Below are 20,418 nucleotides of genomic sequence, written 5' to 3'. Positions count from 1 at the left end.
ACTGTTCCCCCTTATTATAAGCCTTTGTGTTTTGCTTCATTCCAGAACTCATCTAATTGTTCCAAAGACAGCGTTTCTATCTCTAATTCTAACTCTTTTACCTTCTTTTCGATAAAAGTAAACCTTCGATAAAACTTACGATTTGTATAAGCAACCGCTTCTTCGGGATCTAGCTTGTAGTACCTCGCAACATTCACCAAGGCGAAAAGCACATCTCCAAATTCTGTTGCTATATCTTCCTGACTTCCACCTTGTGCAATTTCCTCTTGTAGTTCTTTCATTTCTTCGGAAACTTTTTCCCACATCGGCTCTACATTTTCCCAGTCAAATCCAACCTTGGCAGCCTTTTTCTGAAACTGGAACGCTTTTGTCAAGTTGGGTAGCCCTTTAGCCACAGCATCTAAGATGGATTGCTCGGCTCGCTCTCCCTTTTCCATCTTCTTAATTTCATCCCACCTTTTTACCACATCCTCTGCATCATGAACAGAGGCATCACCGAACACGTGGGGGTGTCGACGGATCATTTTCTCGTTAATTCCTTCTATCACGTCATCGATATTGAAGAAACCCTCGTCTTCCCCGATTTGGGCATGTAACATTACTTGAAGAAAAACATCCCCGAGCTCTTCTATAATCCCATCAATATCATTGTCATCAATGGCATCAATCAATTCGTACGCTTCTTCTATTAAGTATTTTTTAAGAGATTCATGGGTTTGCTTTTGATCCCAAGGACAGCCATTGGGACCTCTTAAAATAGAGATGGTTTGACGAAAGGAGGAAAATTGCCGATATAGTAACTGTTCCTCTTTAACTGCTGGTACATACACACTTGTCAGGTTATTTATTTCTGTCACATGATCTAATTCATATAAAGGGACCTTTATTATTTTTTCCTGCTTAGATCCTGCAGCTGTTACGATTGTAACGGGATACTCATCAGGCAGGATTTCCATAAGTGTCAGCTTTACTTCGGATGCAATAAAGGCATCATACACTTGGCAGAAAATCATATGCTGTGTAGGTTCAATCGATTCTTTCACAAGTGATGTCGCATCATGAAACTGAAAGCCGTCGATTGGATCTAGACCAAGTGCTGTAAACATAGGATCCAGAAAGCTTTGCCCTCCCAAGATCTTAAGGTTAATTTCGTTGTTTTTTGACTTTTCGAGCAAGAGCTGGACTGTTCTCTCCGCAACAAGAGGATGTCCAGGAACGGCATACACCACGTTTTTCTCCTGACTCTCCACAAGTAATTGTGCCGTGATTTTTTCATATACATCCTCAAACGAGTTTGTTTGTTCATACATTGCATCAAAGGATTGGTAGGTCAGGCCTTCTTTTTCCAGATCCTGAATCACTGGATGTTCCTTTGTCCTAAGAAAGAGATGTTCACTATTCATAATTTGCTTGTAAACTCCCATGGGAAGTTGCTCTAAATCACCAGCACCTAAACCTAACACCGTTAAATTACCCATTTATGTCACCACTTTACTGTTTAATTAATTTGGATAGCTTGCTGCCTAAAGGTAGGAAGGAAAGCTCAGTTTTTGTAAAATAATTACTTTTTATTAAAAGGAGAAGAAATGCACTTCCACCTAAAATGACTCCAACCAGACTTTGTCCCGTTGCAAACAACCGGCTTGTTCCCACAAACCAATTACTTCCTTGTAAAAATAAGATCAATAGTACAGACATTGCTCCAACACTTACAAAGATCGGGTATACGTACGTTTTCTCAAAAATGACTATGCCTGTTTTCCTTTTTATTTCAAATAGCAGGCCAAATGCTACTATTGCACTTGCCAGTAATGTACTTATTGCGGCACCCATGGTAGAAAAGGTAGGAAGGAGAATGTAATGAAGGCCTAGTTTGATGCCTATTCCAATCACAACATACAAGGCCGGCAAATGTGCATGTCCTAACCCCTGCAAAATAGCCGCAGCCGTTAGCGCGATACTGCTGAATAAAATAGATAATCCTAAAACGAATAGAACTTCAGAACCGTTTATATTTGAGAATAACATCTTATTCACTGGCTGGATGAGCCAAGCTAACCCTACCGAGGCACCTGTACCAATGGCAATGCTGACTCTAATTGATAATTTGACCTTATCTTTAATTTCTTTATCTAACTGCTTTCCTTTCGCCATAGTAATAAAAGGAACCAACGATAAGGAAAAGGCGGTGGCAACCACCGTTCCCAGCTGAATAAGCGGCTGACCTCGGTCGTATATTCCTTTTAATCGTTTAGCCGCATCCTCAGAAGTACCACTTTCAACTAGCCAAGCATATATCGTAAAACTATCAACCATCTGAAAGAAAATTAATAACAAGCTGCTTATACAAATGGTAAAGCCTTGCGTTAGCAGTGCGACCACAACCGGTTTGGAAGGGAAGGAAATAGCAGAATCATTTTGTTGTTTATTTTTCCTCCTATAGCGTTGAAAAAAGAAACATAATACTACAATCGCCGCCACTCCCCCGGCAATGGACCCCACCATCGCCCCTGCCCCGACATCGTATAAAGAATAGTCATTCCGTACAAGTAAAATCGCCAACAAAAGAATGGTACAGACTCTAATTAGTTGTTCGCTTACTTGGGAAACGGCAGTTGGGGTCATGTTCCCGCTTCCCTGGAACATCCCTCTCCAAACCGATACAAAAGGCAATAATAAGAAAGAAAAAGCCACAATTCTAATTAAGCTGGTTAAGCCTTCATCTCCCATTATTCGGGCTATCCTTTCCGCTCCAAAATAAAGGATTGAAAAAAGAGTCCCACCGAATATGAGAAGAATAGAGAAAGAAATCTTCCCGATTTTCCAAGCAGCCCGCTCTCGGTTCTCATCCGGTTGCTCTGCTATTAACTTCGAAATGATGACTGGAAAACCATATGTAGAAAGAATAATTGCCACTCCATAGAATGGATAAACTTGTTGATATATATAAAAACCTACATCTCCGACAATATTTTGAAAGGGTACCCGATATGCAGCGCTTAAGATCTTCGTCAACACACCTGCAACCGTTAATATCATTGCCCCTTTCCATACCAAAAGAAGATGACGGTCACCCTGAACATTCATAACGAGCCCGCCTTTACAAAACATACAATTGTATTATTATACCATAGAAATGTGGAAGCGACTCGTTCAGCTCCGACAAGCATAAGACAGATTCAGCAAGAGGTCGCTCTTTGACCTCTGGAGGAAGCTGGCTTATGACTCGAGGAGCTAGTCGCTGCAACTGGACAAACCGAAATGTGGAAGCGACTCGCCCAGCTCCGACAAGCATAAGACGGATTCTGCAAGAGGTCGCTCTTTGACCTCTGGAGGAAGCTGGCTTATGACTCGAGGAGCTAGTCGCTGCAACTGGACAAACCGAAATGTGGAAGCGACTCGCCCAGCTCCGACAAGCATAAGACGGATTCTGCAAGAGGTCGCTCTTTGACCTCTGGAGGAAGCTGGCTTATGACTCGAGGAGCTAGTCGCTGCAACTGGACAAACCGAAATGTGGAAGCGACTCGCCCAGCTCCGACAAGCATAAGACGGATTCTGCAAGAGGTCGCTCTTTGACCTCTGGAGGAAGCTGGCTTATGACTCGAGGAGCTAGTCGCTGCAACTGGACAAACCGAAATGTGGAAGCGACTCGCCCAGCTCCGACAAGCATAAGACGGATTCTGCAAGAGGTCGCTCTTTGACCTCTGGAGGAAGCTGGCTTATGACTCGAGGAGCTAGTCGCTGCAACTGGACAAACCGAAATGTGGAAGCGACTCGCCCAGCTCCGACAAGCATAAGACGGATTCTGCAAGAAGTCGCTCTTTGACCTCTGGAGGAAGCTGGCTTCTGACTCGAGGAGCTAGACGCTGCAACTGGACAAACCGAAATGGGGAAGCGACTCGCCCAGCTCCGACAAGCATAATAGAAAAGAAAAAGAAGCAGCAGAATAACCTGCTACTTCTAATTTCATTAATGCTCCATCTGTCTCGCCAGGAAGCTCGCTGCTGTTTCAACAGCCTTTTGTTCCACTTCACCTAACACTTTTTCCTTGGACATGATAACTACCGCTCCAATTGGATCACCATTTGCGATGATTGGTCCAATCGTATAGGATGCAAGCGTCTCCGCCATGCCATCCACAATAGCTACCTGCTGTTCCTCTGTTTTTAATACAGAATTGCGGTCTTCCATTGATTTCTCAATCACTTCGCTAATACTTTTGTTCATGTACTCCTTCTTGGAGCTGCCAGCTACGGCTATGAACGTATCTCGATCACAGATTAGAACAGGTTGTCCTAGACTATCATATAGAGCTTCTGCATATTCTCTTGCGAAATCGCCAAGCTCTGAAATTGGAGAGTATTTCTTAAGAATTACTTCTCCATCCCGATCGACAAAAATCTCTAACGGGTCACCTTCACGAATACGTAAAGTTCTTCTAATTTCTTTTGGAATTACTACACGACCGAGGTCATCAATACGTCGAACAATACCAGTTGCTTTCATTTCTCAAGTTGCCTCCTTCATCCGATGATAAAAAGAGATGATTTAAATTGGTGGAATTGATCATGTTGTCCTTTTTATGAAGAATTCACCATTTGTTGAAGTTAGTATCCTACACTCAGGAAGTTATATACATGTTGGAAGTGTTTTTTTAAATTTGTAAAATCCCCCAGTATTTATATAGACAAGATTCCACATACTTAAACATTCTAGGATACATTTACCCCTTCTTTTTTCACCGTCTGAAGTCCTTTTATCATGAATATGGCAACTTGCAACCACTCATCTGCAGTAATTTTTTTTATTTGAATGACTATTTTTAAACGTTTACCGTCCATCCCAAGACTTACCATTCTTCCATATTGATTACCTAGCTGGAAAAGTTTTTGGCCATCAATTACTTCACTTGCCTCTTCGGATAGAAGAATCGTTAACTCTTGTTTCGTTTGCTTGATGCTAGCAACTTTTTCCTCCAGACCGAATGCCTTCATCTCTGATATTTGGAATAAATAATCCACTTCTACCGGATATTCACCAAAACGGTCTTTCATGTCTTCTTTTAATTCGTCTAACTCTTCCGGAGACTCTATTCCTCTAAATCGTTTATACATATCAATCTTTTGTTTGCTGTCGGAAATATAAGTTTCAGGAATATAGGCATCCAACTGAACATCTATCTCTATTTCGCGTTTTCTTTTCATTTCCGGATTGCCTTTTCTTTCTTCTATGGCTTCCTTCAGCATTTGGGAGTACATATCGAAACCTACAGAATCGATGAATCCATGTTGTTGGGCTCCTAAAAGATTTCCTGCTCCACGAATGGTAAGGTCGCGCATCGCAATTTTAAATCCGGACCCAAGCTCTGTAAATTCTTTTATGGATTGCAAACGTTTTTCTGCTACCTCTGTAAGTACTTTATCTTTTCGGTAGGTAAAATAGGAATAGGCCACACGGTTGGAACGTCCAACCCGTCCGCGTAATTGATACAACTGAGATAATCCCATTCTATCCGCATCAAAGACGATCAGGGTATTCACATTCGGAATATCTACACCTGTTTCAATGATTGTCGTACTAACTAGGACCTCCGCTTCTCCTTCTAAAAATTGAAGCATCACCGATTCTAGTTCATTTTCAGTCATCTTCCCATGGGCATAGGTTACTCTTGCATCTGGAACCAACATAGAGATTTCATCCGCTTTTCGCTCAATATCCTCCACACGATTATAAAGGAAGTATACTTGACCTCCACGCGCTAATTCCCTTTCGATTGCCTCTTTTACTAAATTTCCGTTATATTCCATCACATAGGTTTGTACTGGAAAACGGTTTTCTGGTGGTGTTTCAATAACAGATAAGTCCCGTACTCCCAGCATCGACATATGAAGTGTTCGTGGAATAGGGGTGGCTGTGAGTGTAAGCACATCGATATTCGCTTTTAGTTGCTTGATTTTTTCCTTATGTGTGACACCAAATCTCTGTTCTTCATCAATAATTAGTAACCCTAAGTCCTTATATTTTATATCCTTTGATAAAAGACGATGCGTTCCGATTACAATGTCGATCGTACCGTTTGCTAGGCCTTTCATCGTCTCGGTTTGTTGTTTTCTTGAACGGAAGCGGCTCAATAAACCAATATTGATTGGATAATCTTGGAATCTTTCCCGAATCGTTTCATAATGTTGTTGAGCTAATATAGTAGTTGGCACAAGGATTGCAGCTTGCTTTTCATCCATAATCGCTTTAAATGCTGCGCGTATAGCAACCTCTGTCTTCCCATATCCAACATCACCGCATAGCAAACGATCCATGGGACGAATGTTCTCCATATCTAGCTTAATTTCATGAATAGAGCGTAATTGATCTTCTGTTTCTTGATAAGGGAAAGTGGCTTCGAACTCGCGTTGCATTTCTCCATCTGGGGAGAAGGAATATCCTTCACTTGCTTCTCGTTCTGCATAAAGTTTAATAAGATCATCCGCAATATCCTGTACAGATGATTCGACCTTTGTTTTCACTTTCTTCCAGTCGGTTCCACCAAGCTTATAGACTTTCGGCTCTTTGCCTTCGGACCCTACATATTTTTGAACCTGATCAATTTGCTCGACTGGTACATAAAGCTTGTCGGAACCTTGGTATTTTATATGAATATAGTCTTTATGCAATCCATTAATATCGAGAGTTTCAATTCCTAAGTATTTACCGATCCCGTGATTGATGTGGACCACATAGTCTCCAACATTCAACTCTGAATAGTTCTTAATCCGCTCCGCATTAGAGAGTTTCTGACGATTTTTAGGTTTTTTTGCTTTCTTTTTAAATAACTCTTCCTCTGTGATTACAGCTAACTTTTGAAGTGGCAGTTCAAATCCTGATTGAAGATCTCCTTCAATAATTTGTACTTCTCCTTGGACAAAAGCAGAATCGGTTGATAGCTTCCTAATGTCCATATCATAATCGTCAAAGACTGTTTCAAGTTTTTGGATACGATCCTGATCGGAAGCAAGAACTACGATAGCATAGTTTGCCTTCTTCCACCGTTCAATTTCTGATTTAAGTAAATGCATTTGTCCGTGAAAATGCTGCATGGACTTGGAAGACATATTAATTAGATTTTCCGGATGTGTATGTGGAACATGCCGTAGAAATAAGGATAAATAAACAAACGGCAGCTTTTTGCTGTTCACAAGCTGAATAAAAGAGTGGGAAAACTTTAAATCATGTACTGCTTTTCCTTCAGCTAGCAACTCCACTAGCCATTCATCTTCTTCTTTATCCAAGCTCTCTGCTGTTTCCTGAATTCGACTTATTTCATCTAAGACTACTACTCCGTTAGAGGGAACATAATCTAGTAAACTAGCTGGTTTTTCATAGAAGAAGCTCAGATATTTTTTAAGTCCAGAAAATACTTGCCCATTGGCTAATTGCTCTAACTCATGGGAGATATTCTCTGAGAGCAGTTGTTTTACTTTCTCATCTTTTACCTTTTTTATTGCTTTGTTTCTTTCCTTTTCAAGTAACAACCTGCCTCTTTCTAATTCTTGGTCTGTGAGGATAATTTCTGTTGCCGGGCCGATTGTTACACGATCCATATTCTCCTGAGAACGCTGATCTTCCACTGAAAACGATCGAATTGATTCCACTTCATCATCAAACAACTCAATTCTGATAGCCAATTCTTCAGTTAAGGGATAGATATCGATAATTCCTCCACGGATGCTAAAGTCACCTGGGGTATCAACCATGCCCACTCTTTGGTACCCTAGTCGCACTAGCCGCTCTGCTAAATTATCAAGGGGAATCGTTTTGTTCACTTCTACACTAAGTAAAGTATGCTGCCATTTCGTTTTGGTTGGAAGCATCTTCTTGAGACCCGCAATAGGAGTAACAATAATTCCACTTTGTTTAGCGGACCAATGGTTTAGCGCTTCAATTCTTTGCGCCTTTAGCTCAGGGCTTGCTATCCCTATTTCTGCTGCAAGCACATCATTAACAGGATAGAGAAATAACTCTTCTGCTGGAAGAAAGCTTGCTAGGTCTTCGTAGACCTTTTGGGCATGATATAAATTATGTGTAACAACTAATACAGGAGCCTTTCTTTCCTCATATAAGGATGCGATAAACACAGATCTCGCTGCATTGGAAATACCGGATACCAGCTGTTCTCCCAAACCTTCCTTTAATCCGACTAAGACGGATTCAAAATCATCATTTTCTGTAAAATAAGGAATAAGTCCTTTCACTTTTTCCCCCTCCTCTCATATGAAAAGCACGTGTGCTTTAATGGTTTTATAAATAGATTAGGCTATTTTCGCCTTGATTGTTGCTTTTACATACTAGTACCAGCCGTTACGAAAAGAGCCATAGGTAAAGACGCAAAAAGGCTTTGGCATCACACCAAAGCATTCTTATTGGATAAAGCTCTCAGACTCATGCCAGGCAGGATTTCGATCAAGCGCTTCCTGACAATCTTCACAAATTGTTTTAACATGTATATCACCGTTTGGTTTGTATGCAATCATCTCTTGCCGTTCCTTATCTGTTAATTGATGAAATCCAAGCTGTTCTGTAAAAACAGATGTTGCATCAATTGTACCGACCTTATATCCGCAATGTCTGCAATTATAATGTATAGCCACTGTTTTCCTCCTATTACCTCGCTTTTTAGGAATAGTATGAACAGGGGATACCATTGTTATACAGATTTACTCTATTCTATTATTGATTAAATGTATTCATAACTTGCAAAAATTCTTTTTCCAGTGCTTCCTCACAAGCCTCAGAAGCCCTTTTAACGGCCCAAGTGATATCAGGCTGTTCTTCTTGGCTGAATCTGCCTAAAACGTAGTCAGAGACAGACTGGCCGTTCGTAGGTCTATCTATCCCCATTCTGATGCGATTAAAGTTTTGTGTTTGCAGATGCAGAATGAGCGACTTTATTCCATTATGTCCTCCAGCGCTTCCTTTTTGGCGTAACCTTAATTTCCCAACCGGTAAATCGAGATCATCATAAACAATGACAACATCCTCCGCTTCAAGTTTATAGAAGTCTAATAAAGGACGCACACATTCACCTGATAAATTCATGTATGTAAGAGGCTTTACTAATAATACTTTTTCACCATTTACGATCCCCTGACCATAAATGCCTTTAAATTTTGATTGACTAAGAGAGATGTTCCACCGATCTGCTAGTTCATCAATTACCATAAAGCCAATATTATGTCTGGTTTGTTCGTATTGACGGCCTGGATTTCCTAATCCAACAAAGACTTTCATTTTCTCTCCTCCTGAAACGGCTACCTCTTCTTCCTTTTTTAACAATGAACGAAAGAACTTTTTCATTAAAGGCCTCCAAAAACTAATAGGTTCCTTTTATTTTACTTTAACTCTAGAGGAAAGTGAAGAAAACAGCTAGGAAAGTTAGCTGTTTTTCCAAGTAGAAGAACTTTAAACGAAGCCTATACTCAGCAAAGTCCTACAACAGCAGCTCTTGTTATAGGACGGAACAACAAATGAGGCAATATCCTAGAAAAAGACGCAACCATATAGGTTACGCCTTTTTTAAGTATTTAGCCGTTATTATTTTCTCTACCTTCAACAAGTTCAGGCTCTCCTGGCTCTTGCTCTTCTCCACTATCAATTTCTTCTTCTTGACGTGGTGGAAGGATAGAAACAATAACTTCATCCTCTTCGTGATTAAATTTATATTTACCTGAGGTTTCTAAATCGCCAAAGGTAATGGTTTCATTTACTTGAAGGTTCGATACATCCACTTCAATGGAGTCTGGAACATTGTTTGGAAGAGTTTTGATGGATGCTTCATGAAGAACCTGCTGTAAAACTCCGCCATCTTTTACACCTGCAGCATCCCCTGTTACATGAATGGCAACATCCACATCAATTTCTGCTTTAAAGTTTACCACATGGAAATCCAGGTGAATAAATTCTAAACTTTTAAGTGGATCCATTTGGTAGTCGTATAGCATGACTTTACGCTTCTCTGAACCCAGATCCAATTCGATGATTCCATTTTTTCCAGTCTCACGAATGGTTTTAATAAAGTCTTTGCTGTCTACACTTATTGGTTTATTATCCGTCTGATTCCCATATACTACCGCAGGAATTTGCCCTTCCTCACGGATTTTTCTTCTTGAAGATTTTTTGAATTCTGTACGCTCATTTGCATGTAATACTGAAGTCATTTAATCACCTTCCTGGGAAAATATAATACTTGTCTCTTTATCAAGTTCCCCAATTTTCTGATGATTAAACCCTCACTCCTGAATTAATCAAATAAAGTACTTACAGATTTCTCTTCATGAACACGTACAATCGCCTCTGCAATAAGCTCTGCCACGGATAATTGTGTGATTTTGTCTATTTTCTTTTCTTCTGGAAGAGAGATGGTATTAGTAATTACCAATTCCCTGATTTTTGAGTTTTGAATACGTTCTATCGCCGGTCCAGACAATACTGGGTGTGTACAGCAAGCATAAACATCCTTCGCTCCATTCTCGATAAGAGCATTTGCTGCAAGCGTAATGGTTCCTGCTGTATCTATCATGTCATCAATTAAAATAGCCGTTCTTCCTTCAATTTGCCCTACAATGTTCATAACTTCCGCTACGTTCGGACGAGGTCTGCGTTTATCAATAATCGCAATAGGAGCTTTTAAGCGGTCTGCAAGCTTTCTAGCACGTGTTACACCACCATGATCTGGGGAGACGATAACAAGATCTTCTAGATTTTTGCTTTGGAAATATTCTGCCAAGATTGGTACACCCATAAGGTGGTCAATCAGGATATCAAAGAAGCCCTGAATCTGTGGAGCATGCAAGTCAAGCGTAATTACACGATCGGCCCCTGCAGTTTCTAATAGATTAGCTACTAGCTTCGCAGTAATCGGTTCACGTGCACGAGCTTTTCTATCTTGTCTTCCATAACCATAGTAAGGCATTACAATGTTAATCGTTTTTGCAGATGCACGTTTTAACGCATCTATCATGATTAATGTTTCCATAATGTGCTCATTCACAGGTGCGCTTGTTGATTGGATAACATACACATCACAACCACGAATACTTTCCTCTATGTTAATTTGGATTTCTCCATCACTAAAGCGTGCAACAGAACACTGTCCAATCGGAACTCCTACATGACCTGCAATTTCTTCTGCTAAGGCAGGATTTGAATTTAAGGTGAATATTTTCAAGTTAGAATCGGCATATTTATATGGCATGATTACATGAACCCTCCGTTAGGATTTTTTATTTTGAAGCTTTTCTACGTAGTTCTCTTTGTTGACTTGATGAGCACGTGCGATGGATAACGCATCGCCTGGTACATCCTTTGTGATGGTAGAACCTGCTGCAACGTAGGCGTTTGCTCCAATGGTCACTGGTGCAACCAAATTGGCATTACAACCTACAAAGACTCCATCTTCAATCTTCGTTAAGTATTTATTTTTCCCGTCGTAATTGACCGTAATCGATCCACACCCTAAGTTAACATCTTTCCCAACTTCCGCATCGCCGATGTAGCTTAGGTGAGAAGCTTTACTTCCCTCACCAAATGTCGATTTTTTCACTTCTACAAAATTCCCCAACTTTACTTCGTTGCCAATTTTTGATGAAGGACGAACGTGGGCGAATGGTCCTATGTTCACATCATTTCCTATCTCGCTGTCGTGCGTGACAGATTGACGTATAGAAGTTCGATCACCAATTTGACAGTCTTTGATTTCAGAGTTGGGACCAATAATACCATCTTCACCGATTTGTGTTGCCCCAGAAATGAAGGTTCCAGGGTAAATAACTGTATCTCTTCCAATCACTGCATCGGCAGAGATATAAGTATTTTCCGGGTCGATAATACTGACTCCGTTAATCATATGTTTTTTGTTAATTCTCGCTTTCATTGTCGCCTCTGCTTGAGCGAGTGCTACTCTGTCATTTACGCCTAACGTTTCATCAAAATCCAATGTTTGGTAAGCGGATACAACATCGCCGTTTTCTTTGAAAATTTCTACGACATCAGGAAGATAATATTCCCCTTGGACGTTGTCATTTGAAACATTGTTTAAAGCAGCAAATAACGCTTCGTTATCAAAACAATATGTGCCTGTATTTATTTCGGTTACTTTGCGTTCATCTTCCGTAGCATCTTTATGTTCCACAATCTTTCCTACATGGCCTTCTTCATTACGGATGATCCGACCATACCCTGTAGGATCCTGGGCATAAGCTGTAAGTATGGTTGCTTTTGCTCCGGTCTCTTGATGCAGATCAAGTAATTGTTGCATCGTATCAGGGGTTATAAGAGGAGTATCACCACAAATAACTAAGGTTACGCCCTTTTTATCCCTTAAGATCGGGGCTGCTTGCATGACGGCATGGGCTGTACCTAATTGTTCTTCTTGTAGGACATAGTCACTAATACTTCCAAGCTGACTTTTCACCGTTTCTGCACCATGTCCAACGACAGTGACAATATTGTCGAAATTCAAAGTAGAAACATGATCCACTACATGTTGAACCATCGGCTTGCCACATACAGGATGCATCACTTTGTATAATTTAGATTTCATCCTGGTACCTTGACCAGCTGCTAATATTACGGCATAACGATTTATCATAACAATCCTCCATCTTCACCTAATTATCCATTACGAATATATCTTAAAACGAACGTTTTTTCAAGGAGCTGCGTGAAAGTACATTTTTTTGTCAAAAAGATGGCGGTGGTGAAGGTCGGAATTTTGGGTGAGGTGAATTTCTTTTTTGGGGAGACAGCGGGCTAATTTTGATGGGGTTTTGATGATTTGGGGGAAAAGCGGGGCTTTTGGGTTTTGAATTTTGGTTTTGGGGGTAAAAAAAATAAAGCAGGGCTGTTGGTTCGCCTGCTTTACTCTATTTTTTAAGAAGCTCCAGCTTCTTCGTATTCAACTTCCACTTCACCTAATCGATGATACTCTGCTAAGACTGCTTCTTGAATCTTTCCACGAGTACCTGAGTTAATTGGATGTGCAATATCGCGAAACTCTCCATCAGGTGTACGCTTGCTCGGCATCGCAACAAATAAACCATTGTTTCCATCAATTACACGTATATCATGAACAACAAATTCATGGTCAAGTGTAATCGACGCGATAGCGCGCATGCGGCCATCGGTATTAACGCGGCGTAATCTTACGTCAGTTACTTCCATTCTGTTCACCACCTTTTCCCCATTAAAAAAACTTAGTATTATAAATTCTCTAAATTTTTCTTAAATCCTTCTTATTTCAAAAAATATTTTTGAAAATTTTGGGCAATGTGGAGGAAAAGATACAGATGTTTATTTTACTAACGCTATAACTTCAATTTCTACCAGTACATCTTTAGGCAGACGGGCAACTTCTACACAGGAGCGGGCAGGTTTATGTGTATGAAAATATTGACCATACACTTCGTTTATTTCTTGAAATTGATTCATATCTTTAATAAACACAGTGGCTTTTACTACCGAATCAAGTGATGCCCCTGCTTCATTTAGTACAGCTTTTAAGTTGTTAAAAACTTGGTGTGTTTGCTCTTCAACATTTCCAGTGACTAACTCTCCATCTGCTTTTAATGGAATTTGTCCCGAGCTATAAAATAAGTTATTTACCACAATCCCTTGAGAATATGGTCCTATTGCTTTTGGAGCAGCTTCTGTATGAACAATTTTCACAATATCAACCTCAAACTTAAGTTATTTTTTAGTTACTGGGCCCAGCGGTTGCATAAAATAGCTTTATTTTAAAGGGGTGTTACTTTGGACATGCTCAAGGTAGTTTCCCTGTGCAACCTCTATTTGTCGATCTTTCTCATTTACCTTTTCAAGTTTAACAAGGGATACATAGTCCTCTATAAGTCTTTCTTCGATGTGTTCCGATTCTACTAGGATTCCGATGCCTGCAACATTTGCTTGAAACTCAGATAGCAGGTTCACCATCCCGCTAACTGTTCCGCCGGCTTTCATAAAATCATCAATAATTAAAACATTTGATCCTGTTTCAAGACTTCTTTTAGCCAGGACCATCGTCTGGATTCTTTTGGACGATCCGGATACATAGTTAATACTCACCGTAGAGCCTTCTGTAACTCTGCTATCTCTCCGTACAATAACAACAGGTACATTTAAATAGCTTGCAACGGCATGCGCTAAAGGAATCCCTTTTGTAGCCATCGTCATCACGATATCTACTTTTTTATGATTAAATGCAGTGGCAAACATTTTACCTACTTTATTTAGTACTTTTGGATTACCTAAGATATCTGTCATATAGAGGTACCCGCCTGGCAATAACCTTTCTGGTTTTGCTATTATTTCACATAGCTCCTCTATGTAAGAGGCTGCCTCTTTGTTGCTTACAGAAGGTATATATTTCACTCCACCAGCAGCACCTGGTACTGTAATTAATGTACCGATCCCCTGCTCTTCAAACGTTTGTTTGATAATACCTAAGTCTTCACTTATGGACGATTTTGCAGAACCATACCGATCTGCAAAAAGGGAAAGCGGAACTAACCCTTGTGGATTCTGCAATAAATAGTGCGTCATATCCACAAGACGACCACTTCTTCTTAATTTCATGTCTCATCCTCCTAAAACCCGAATATTTAAAGTAAATATAACATTAATATACGGGTTTAATCAAGGGTGTTTCGTTCTCCAATCATGCGCACGGCAAAAACCTGGTCACAAAAGCCACGCAGACCATTATAGATTCGGTGCATTCTAGAATCATGTTGCACAATTCCAAATACAGTTGGTCCACTTCCGCTCATGAGCACTGCATCCGCTCCAAACTTTTTCATTTGGTCCTTTATATGTGCAACTTCAGGATAAAGCTTCAACGTAACGGATTCCAGCACGTTACCTACCTTACTTGTCATTAAATCATAGTCATTTTCATGAATGGCCTGAAGCATTCCATTTACATCCGGATGTGTTACATTGCTTAGGTCTAAATTGTTATATACTTCAGCAGTAGAAACACCAATGGTTGGTTTTGCTAATACAATCCAGCTATGTGGCGGTGGGGGAATTTGTTTTACGATTTCACCACGACCTGTTGCCAATGCGGTACCACCGTACACACAAAAAGTAACGTCAGATCCTATTTCCGCACCGATAGTCGCCAGCTCATCCAACGTTAATCCTAAACGCCATAATTTGTTTAATCCTCTTAGCGTTGCCGCCGCATCACTGCTTCCTCCAGCCAAGCCCGCTGCTACAGGTATCATTTTGGTAATGGAAATGGAAACCCCTTTGTTCACATTAAATCTTTGTTTTAATAGAGATGCCGCTTGATATGCTAGGTTTCGACTATCGTCGGGAACATAACGGTTATGGGAAATAATCACGATCTGACCATCGCTTCGTTCTGAAAGCTCAATTCGATCTGCCAAATCAATCGTCGCCATAATCATTTTTACTTCATGGTATCCGTCCGGTCGCTTATTCAACACATCAAGTGATAAATTAATTTTTGCTGGTGCCTTTTCTAACAGTCTCACATCTTCACCTACTTTTTTCGTCTCCAATTATTTATGTATTGTACCACATTCTTATGTAGAAATATCTCGTATTTTGTCAAATATTATGCTATCTAAAAAAAACCGAAGTGTCACACACCTCGGTTTCCGTAGTAATGTTACTTTTGTTGGTTCTGAATTAGTTGTTGTTCGGCTAGTTCAATCGCTTTTTTCACCATATTACCAGCATCTTTTGCCCGGATTGCTCCCCAGCCTTCTTGTTGCACCACATCATAGAAGCCAAGCTCTTTTGCAAGCTCCTCTTTTAACTGATAAGACATCATACCACGTCGTTTACTCAATCGCAGCGGCCTCCTTTATGATCTATCATGGTGACATTCATTAGTATGGGTAGTTTATTTCATTATTATAAGTGGGTACTTAAAGATGTTTATGAAGCAATAAAACGTTTGGTTCTGTCTAGCTCTGTGCTTCCTATAGAGGCTACATTCACAGAAAGGTTCCACGGGAAGAATCCTGAGAGCTAAACAGGTGCGGGTAAAACAAAAACAGTCGGGCTAAGATTTTAGACAAAACAAAAAGCAGCAAACGGAAAGTTTACTGCCCACTAATTGCCATACCTTCTTCAAAGAATGTAAGTTGTACCGTTTCTGTGAGGACATCTGCATAGCTGTAGGATACGCGTTCAAAAGCATTTTCGTCTTGATCTAGTTCTATTACAAATACAGATGGATAAGTCTCAGCTAAAATACCGATTCGTTCGATCGTTTTTCTACGACCACCATTTGCACGGAGTGTTAACTTTTTCCCTAAATTAGAATCTAACGTTCTTTTGATATCAACCAACGTTTTTCCCATTTTACTCCACCTCACTATATTATATATAGTATAACACGCCACAAGAGAAAATTCAAATAAAACTTAAAATTATATCAACCCTAAAAGGTGCATGTCAATAACTTTTCTTCAACAATAATCTCCATATGTCTACAATTACTATTTACAACTTTTTACTGTTTTATGTAAAAAGTTCCGAACTTTAATAAAATATGCAAAAAAACCCTTAACTTGTTATACGTTAAGAGTCATCTTCCTCGGAATGAGTCCGATAGGGCATCCCTGTCCTAAGAACGCCCCGTGTATCTATTCCACCGAGGCCTTTATCACCAGTTAACGTATTTCTCAATACATCCCACACATTCACCCGCTCCATAAAAGGGGTAAAACAGATTCTGGCTACAATATATACAGGATCTAGAGCATGAATATTTACTCTTGAAGGTGAACTAGCAAAATTCGCACCTGATTGAATAAGGGATTCAAAATGCGACTGGCAAGCTCCGGCAAATATAACTAGCTGATCTAAGTTTGGTTGAATCTTGCGAGCTTCTTGTACTGTTTGAACGAAGTGTTGCGAATGACGATATGCTGAAATATCGGAAACCTTTCCCTTGCTTTTAGAATAAGCATCATGACCTGTTATCACTAAAATGTCTGGTCGGTATTGCTTCATCCATTCGGCAATTTTCACTGGCATCTCTTTTTCATTAGCATGTATTCCTTTAACTGGCACGCCAATTCTTTCATAAAGGTCAAGACATTTTTTTAGATACAATGGATCTCCATCTATGTGAAGCACTCTGCCTGGAACCTGAAAGTAATCTTGCTCGGTACTATAACCACCTGTTGCATTATACTCATTTTTCTCTCTTATAAGCTGATAGTCTTGTTTAAATAATTGCAATGATTTATTTTCTATAGAATATGCTTTTTGTTTCCGTGTCATCAACTCTTTGCCATCCACTAATTGAAGGTCCTGGTAAGGGGCATCTGCCATCAATCGAACGTCTTCTCCATATAACATGACCACTAATTGTTTGTTTTCATTTTCATGAATATCCATCACACGGAAGGACAAATCACAATTATATGATTTACGTGCAACTATATCTCCAACCTTTATTCTCATGTTCTTCCCTCCAACTGAGAGGCTGCATTTATCCCAACTTATTTCCTAAACTAAGATATGCAAAGGAGGGTAGGTATGTGAGTGAATTGACTATTATAGGACTCGGCTGCCGTGGTATTAATTAGAGTTTTTGGCTGGTAAAGCAGTGATTTAACTTGCCATGCAATATTAAGGTGTTCAGTTATATGACGCTGTTCCTCTCCACGAAAGGCGTCGCGTCCGCGGGGCGCTTGGGAAGCCGCCTCGGCGAAACGCCAGCGGGGTCGTCCCAAAGCACTACCTCCCCCAGGAGTCTCCGCCTTTCGATCCGATCCACAGCTTGGTACCAAAAGTTCAATAGGTGGTCATTAAGGTCCTTTAAACCGACTCACCTATATAAAACTTAGAATTCTATATAAAAAATAATCACTATAATCAAGGTGGGAAAATGACCTTTTGTCTAAAGTGCTTTCCCCTGTGGATTGGAGTGGAAGGTGATCGACTCCTGCGGGCGATAGCGGTAGACGGGAGACCCCACAGGCGCAGCCGAGGAGGCTCCCGCACCGCCCCGCGGAAAGCGATCACCTGAAACGCAAAGGAACAGTGAGTTAATACAGTACCCTAGCTATTCACAGGCTAGCAGGTAAAGTGTCACCAGATATAAAAAGTACTTCTCCCTGTGGATTGGAGTGGAAGGTGTTCGACTCCTGCGGGAGATAGCGGTAGACGGGAGACCCCGCAGGCAAAGCCGAGGAGGCTCCCGCACCGCCCCGCGGAAAGCGATCACCTGAAACGCAAAGGAACAGTGAGTTAATACAGTACCCTAGCTATTCACAGGCTAGCAGGTAAAGTGTCACCAGATATAAAAAGTACTTCTCCCTGTGGATTGGAGTGGAAGGTGTTCGACTCCTGCGGGAGATAGCGGTAGACGGGAGACCCCGCAGGCAAAGCCGAGGAGGCTCCCGCACCGCCCCGCGGAAAGCGATCACCTGAAACGCAAAGGAACAGGGACTTTCAAAAGAACCCAACCTATTTTCAGACTAGCTCTTCAAGTGAAAACTTTAATGAGCAATCTAAAGAAGGTCCTCACATATAAAATGCTCCCCCTGTGGATTGAAGTGGAAGGTGATCGACTCCTGCGGGCGATAGCGGTAGACGGGAGACCCCACAGGCGCAGCCGAGGAGGCTCCCGCACCGCCCCGCGGAAAGCGCGATCACCTGAAACGCAAAGGAACAGTGAGTTATATCAGCAACCTACATTTTCAACCTAGCTCTTCAAGTGAAACCTTTAATTAGCAACGTAAAGAAGGCCACCTAACAGGTTTTCCTTAATTCAAAAAAACGACCCTAAATCAGGTCGTCTTAACTAAAGCTAATAACTCATCACTTAACCTTCCAAATTCTTCGATAGAGAGTGTTTCTCCCCTTCTCCTAGGATCAATGGAAGCTTGTGATAGTGCATGTTCGATACTTGGTTTTTTCGCTTTTCCGTCCGGTAGATGACTAATCAAGTTATTTAATATCGTTTTTCTACGTTGACCAAAGCTCGCTCGCACAATTTCAAAGAAAAATTCTTCATTCTTCACGATCACAGCCGGCTCTTTTCGCACCTCTAAACGAATGACTGCAGAATCTACATTAGGTTGTGGGACAAATACCGTTTTGGGCACAATCATAACCGTTTCTGCTTTTGTGTAATATTGAACCGCGATTGAGAGCGAACCGTATTCTTTTGTACTCGGTTTCGCTGCCATCCGATCTGCTACTTCTTTTTGGAGCATAACGGTAATACTTGCTAAAGGGATGCTTTCTGTTAGCAGCTTCATGATGATTGGAGTTGTTACATAATATGGGAGATTCGCAACTACTTTTACTTCCTCATATCCTTTTATTTCATCTTCTATTAGACTTTTAACATCCGCCTTTAAAATATCTTGGTGAATGACTTTGACATTCTCATAAGGAGAGAGTGTGTCTTCTAAGATTGGTAATAATCTCTGATCAATTTCAAAGGCAACTACTTTTCCCGCTTTTTTTGCTATTTGCTCTGTTAGCGCACCAATACCTGGCCCAATCTCGATAGCAGCTGTTGTTGAAGTGATTCCGGAAAAATCAACAATCTTATGAAGGATGTTTGTATCAATTAAAAAGTTCTGACCTAAGCTTTTTTTAAATGAAAATCCGTATTTATCCATAATTTCTTTCGTGCGTTTGGGTGTCGCAATGTCCTTGTGCATTTATTGCTCCTCCTGGTCTAGTTTAACTAATGCTTCTTCTAGTTGTTCTTGTGTGATATGAAACATCTGAAGACGCTTTTGAAGCTGCTTTCCGTTTGTATACCCGATATTTAAATACTCTCCTATTCGCTCTCTTCGCTTCTTAGCAGAAGGTCCTGCAATTAGGCCCCAGTACACGAGAATTTCAAATGGAATAGGTTCCATTACTTGCTCATATTCTTGATGTAATCCTGCAAGTGCCTCTTGAATGGACTTTACTGAAGCGTGTTCCACTCCGATCCCTTTTCCCTTTTTACCCTTAGCGAGACTTTTTGGAAGAAATGCATGTTTGCATCCTGGAACTGCCTCCCTTATTGTATGCCTTATTTTTTCACCAGGATAATCAGGGTCCGTAAATACAATTACCCCTCGAGTATTTTGTGCATGCTTGATTCTACTTAGTATTTCTTCATTAATTGCAGATCCACCAGTTTCTATGGTATCAGCATCCACCGCTCTTTTTATGGTAACGGTATCGTCTTTTCCTTCTACCACAATTATTTCTTTGATTTTCATAATTTCCTCCAAAATAGTGAAACTTTCTAACACCTACATACGTCTATATAGTTGAAACGTTCAATAGTTTGTATTCTACTTTATTTTATCTAACTTGCCTAATATCTATGAGTGGGCGTAGCTTTTCTGCTTTTCCATCATAACAGAAAAA

18 protein-coding genes are annotated in these 20,418 nt (G+C 40.5%); all 18 read right to left on the bottom strand.

What is annotated here, in order from left to right; translation table 11 throughout:
* Positions 1-14 precede the first annotated feature (14 nt).
* Positions 15-1,478, bottom strand: a complete 1,464-nt coding sequence (locus tag K9B36_RS15655; RefSeq protein WP_223703319.1) for a bifunctional methyltransferase/pyrophosphohydrolase YabN — start codon at positions 1,476-1,478, stop codon at positions 15-17.
* A 13-nt stretch (positions 1,479-1,491) separates the two neighbouring features.
* Positions 1,492-3,087, bottom strand: a complete 1,596-nt coding sequence (locus tag K9B36_RS15650; RefSeq protein WP_223703317.1) for a putative polysaccharide biosynthesis protein — start codon at positions 3,085-3,087, stop codon at positions 1,492-1,494.
* Between the two features lie 882 nt (positions 3,088-3,969).
* Positions 3,970-4,506, bottom strand: a complete 537-nt coding sequence (gene spoVT / locus K9B36_RS15645; RefSeq protein ID WP_223703315.1) for a stage V sporulation protein T — start codon at positions 4,504-4,506, stop codon at positions 3,970-3,972.
* 206 nt (positions 4,507-4,712) lie between these two features.
* The gene (gene mfd, locus K9B36_RS15640; protein WP_223703313.1) at positions 4,713-8,246 is read right to left on the bottom strand and encodes a transcription-repair coupling factor; all 3,534 of its coding nucleotides are present in this window, start codon (positions 8,244-8,246) and stop codon (positions 4,713-4,715) included.
* Positions 8,247-8,411: 165 nt separating this feature from the next.
* Positions 8,412-8,642, bottom strand: coding sequence for an anti-sigma-F factor Fin (locus K9B36_RS15635; protein WP_223703311.1), 231 nt, complete (start codon positions 8,640-8,642; stop codon positions 8,412-8,414).
* Between the two features lie 79 nt (positions 8,643-8,721).
* Positions 8,722-9,282 carry an aminoacyl-tRNA hydrolase gene (pth, locus tag K9B36_RS15630; RefSeq protein WP_317889886.1) on the bottom strand — a complete coding sequence of 187 codons (561 nt, stop codon included), beginning with the start codon at positions 9,280-9,282 and terminating at the stop codon, positions 8,722-8,724.
* Positions 9,283-9,575: 293 nt separating this feature from the next.
* Positions 9,576-10,208, bottom strand: a complete 633-nt coding sequence (locus K9B36_RS15625; RefSeq protein WP_223703307.1) for a 50S ribosomal protein L25/general stress protein Ctc — start codon at positions 10,206-10,208, stop codon at positions 9,576-9,578.
* An 83-nt stretch (positions 10,209-10,291) separates the two neighbouring features.
* A complete protein-coding gene (locus tag K9B36_RS15620) occupies positions 10,292-11,245 on the bottom strand; it encodes a ribose-phosphate diphosphokinase (protein WP_223703306.1) in 954 nt (317 codons plus the stop codon).
* Positions 11,246-11,263: 18 nt separating this feature from the next.
* Complete coding sequence (gene glmU / locus K9B36_RS15615) at positions 11,264-12,640, bottom strand: bifunctional UDP-N-acetylglucosamine diphosphorylase/glucosamine-1-phosphate N-acetyltransferase GlmU (RefSeq protein ID WP_223703305.1); 1,377 nt, start codon at positions 12,638-12,640, stop codon at positions 11,264-11,266.
* Between the two features lie 281 nt (positions 12,641-12,921).
* On the bottom strand, positions 12,922-13,212 hold the full coding sequence (gene spoVG, locus K9B36_RS15610; protein ID WP_223703304.1) for a septation regulator SpoVG: 291 nt from the start codon (positions 13,210-13,212) through the stop codon (positions 12,922-12,924).
* Positions 13,213-13,341: 129 nt separating this feature from the next.
* Complete coding sequence (locus K9B36_RS15605; protein ID WP_223703357.1) at positions 13,342-13,719, bottom strand: RidA family protein; 378 nt, start codon at positions 13,717-13,719, stop codon at positions 13,342-13,344.
* A gap of 60 nt (positions 13,720-13,779) precedes the next feature.
* Entirely contained in the window at positions 13,780-14,622 is an 843-nt protein-coding gene (purR, locus tag K9B36_RS15600; protein ID WP_223703303.1) for a pur operon repressor, read from the bottom strand.
* Between the two features lie 56 nt (positions 14,623-14,678).
* On the bottom strand, positions 14,679-15,548 hold the full coding sequence (gene ispE, locus K9B36_RS15595; protein ID WP_223703302.1) for a 4-(cytidine 5'-diphospho)-2-C-methyl-D-erythritol kinase: 870 nt from the start codon (positions 15,546-15,548) through the stop codon (positions 14,679-14,681).
* 137 nt (positions 15,549-15,685) lie between these two features.
* The gene (locus K9B36_RS15590; RefSeq protein WP_223703301.1) at positions 15,686-15,868 is read right to left on the bottom strand and encodes a small, acid-soluble spore protein, alpha/beta type; all 183 of its coding nucleotides are present in this window, start codon (positions 15,866-15,868) and stop codon (positions 15,686-15,688) included.
* Between the two features lie 256 nt (positions 15,869-16,124).
* Positions 16,125-16,385, bottom strand: coding sequence for a biofilm formation stimulator Veg (gene veg, locus K9B36_RS15585; RefSeq protein WP_223703300.1), 261 nt, complete (start codon positions 16,383-16,385; stop codon positions 16,125-16,127).
* A 220-nt stretch (positions 16,386-16,605) separates the two neighbouring features.
* Positions 16,606-17,496, bottom strand: a complete 891-nt coding sequence (gene yabG, locus K9B36_RS15580; RefSeq protein ID WP_223703298.1) for a sporulation peptidase YabG — start codon at positions 17,494-17,496, stop codon at positions 16,606-16,608.
* Positions 17,497-18,827: 1,331 nt separating this feature from the next.
* Positions 18,828-19,712 carry a 16S rRNA (adenine(1518)-N(6)/adenine(1519)-N(6))-dimethyltransferase RsmA gene (gene rsmA / locus K9B36_RS15575; RefSeq protein ID WP_223703297.1) on the bottom strand — a complete coding sequence of 295 codons (885 nt, stop codon included), beginning with the start codon at positions 19,710-19,712 and terminating at the stop codon, positions 18,828-18,830.
* Positions 19,713-20,267, bottom strand: a complete 555-nt coding sequence (gene rnmV / locus K9B36_RS15570) for a ribonuclease M5 (protein WP_223703296.1) — start codon at positions 20,265-20,267, stop codon at positions 19,713-19,715. It lies immediately after the preceding gene.
* Positions 20,268-20,418 lie beyond the last annotated feature (151 nt).

This window comes from Sutcliffiella deserti, assembly GCF_020037475.1.
Classification (GTDB): domain Bacteria; phylum Bacillota; class Bacilli; order Bacillales; family Bacillaceae_I; genus Sutcliffiella_A; species Sutcliffiella_A deserti.
The sequence above is the reverse complement of the archived record's forward strand: the minus strand, read 5'-3'. Positions and strand labels throughout refer to the sequence as shown.

What these genes read in the sequence shown, in the direction of transcription:
- spoVT (WP_223703315.1), bottom strand. Translation starts at nt 4,506, where the DNA reads ATGAAAGCAACTGGTATTGTTCGACGTATTGATGACCTCGGTCGTGTA.
- purR (WP_223703303.1), bottom strand. Translation starts at nt 14,622, where the DNA reads ATGAAATTAAGAAGAAGTGGTCGTCTTGTGGATATGACGCACTATTTA.
- rsmA (WP_223703297.1), bottom strand. Translation starts at nt 19,712, where the DNA reads ATGCACAAGGACATTGCGACACCCAAACGCACGAAAGAAATTATGGAT.
- yabG (WP_223703298.1), bottom strand. Translation starts at nt 17,496, where the DNA reads ATGAGAATAAAGGTTGGAGATATAGTTGCACGTAAATCATATAATTGT.
- K9B36_RS15625 (WP_223703307.1), bottom strand. Translation starts at nt 10,208, where the DNA reads ATGACTTCAGTATTACATGCAAATGAGCGTACAGAATTCAAAAAATCT.
- K9B36_RS15650 (WP_223703317.1), bottom strand. Translation starts at nt 3,087, where the DNA reads ATGAATGTTCAGGGTGACCGTCATCTTCTTTTGGTATGGAAAGGGGCA.
- veg (WP_223703300.1), bottom strand. Translation starts at nt 16,385, where the DNA reads ATGGGAAAAACGTTGGTTGATATCAAAAGAACGTTAGATTCTAATTTA.
- glmU (WP_223703305.1), bottom strand. Translation starts at nt 12,640, where the DNA reads ATGATAAATCGTTATGCCGTAATATTAGCAGCTGGTCAAGGTACCAGG.
- K9B36_RS15655 (WP_223703319.1), bottom strand. Translation starts at nt 1,478, where the DNA reads ATGGGTAATTTAACGGTGTTAGGTTTAGGTGCTGGTGATTTAGAGCAA.
- pth (WP_317889886.1), bottom strand. Translation starts at nt 9,282, where the DNA reads ATGAAAGTCTTTGTTGGATTAGGAAATCCAGGCCGTCAATACGAACAA.
- spoVG (WP_223703304.1), bottom strand. Translation starts at nt 13,212, where the DNA reads ATGGAAGTAACTGACGTAAGATTACGCCGCGTTAATACCGATGGCCGC.
- rnmV (WP_223703296.1), bottom strand. Translation starts at nt 20,267, where the DNA reads ATGAAAATCAAAGAAATAATTGTGGTAGAAGGAAAAGACGATACCGTT.
- K9B36_RS15620 (WP_223703306.1), bottom strand. Translation starts at nt 11,245, where the DNA reads ATGCCATATAAATATGCCGATTCTAACTTGAAAATATTCACCTTAAAT.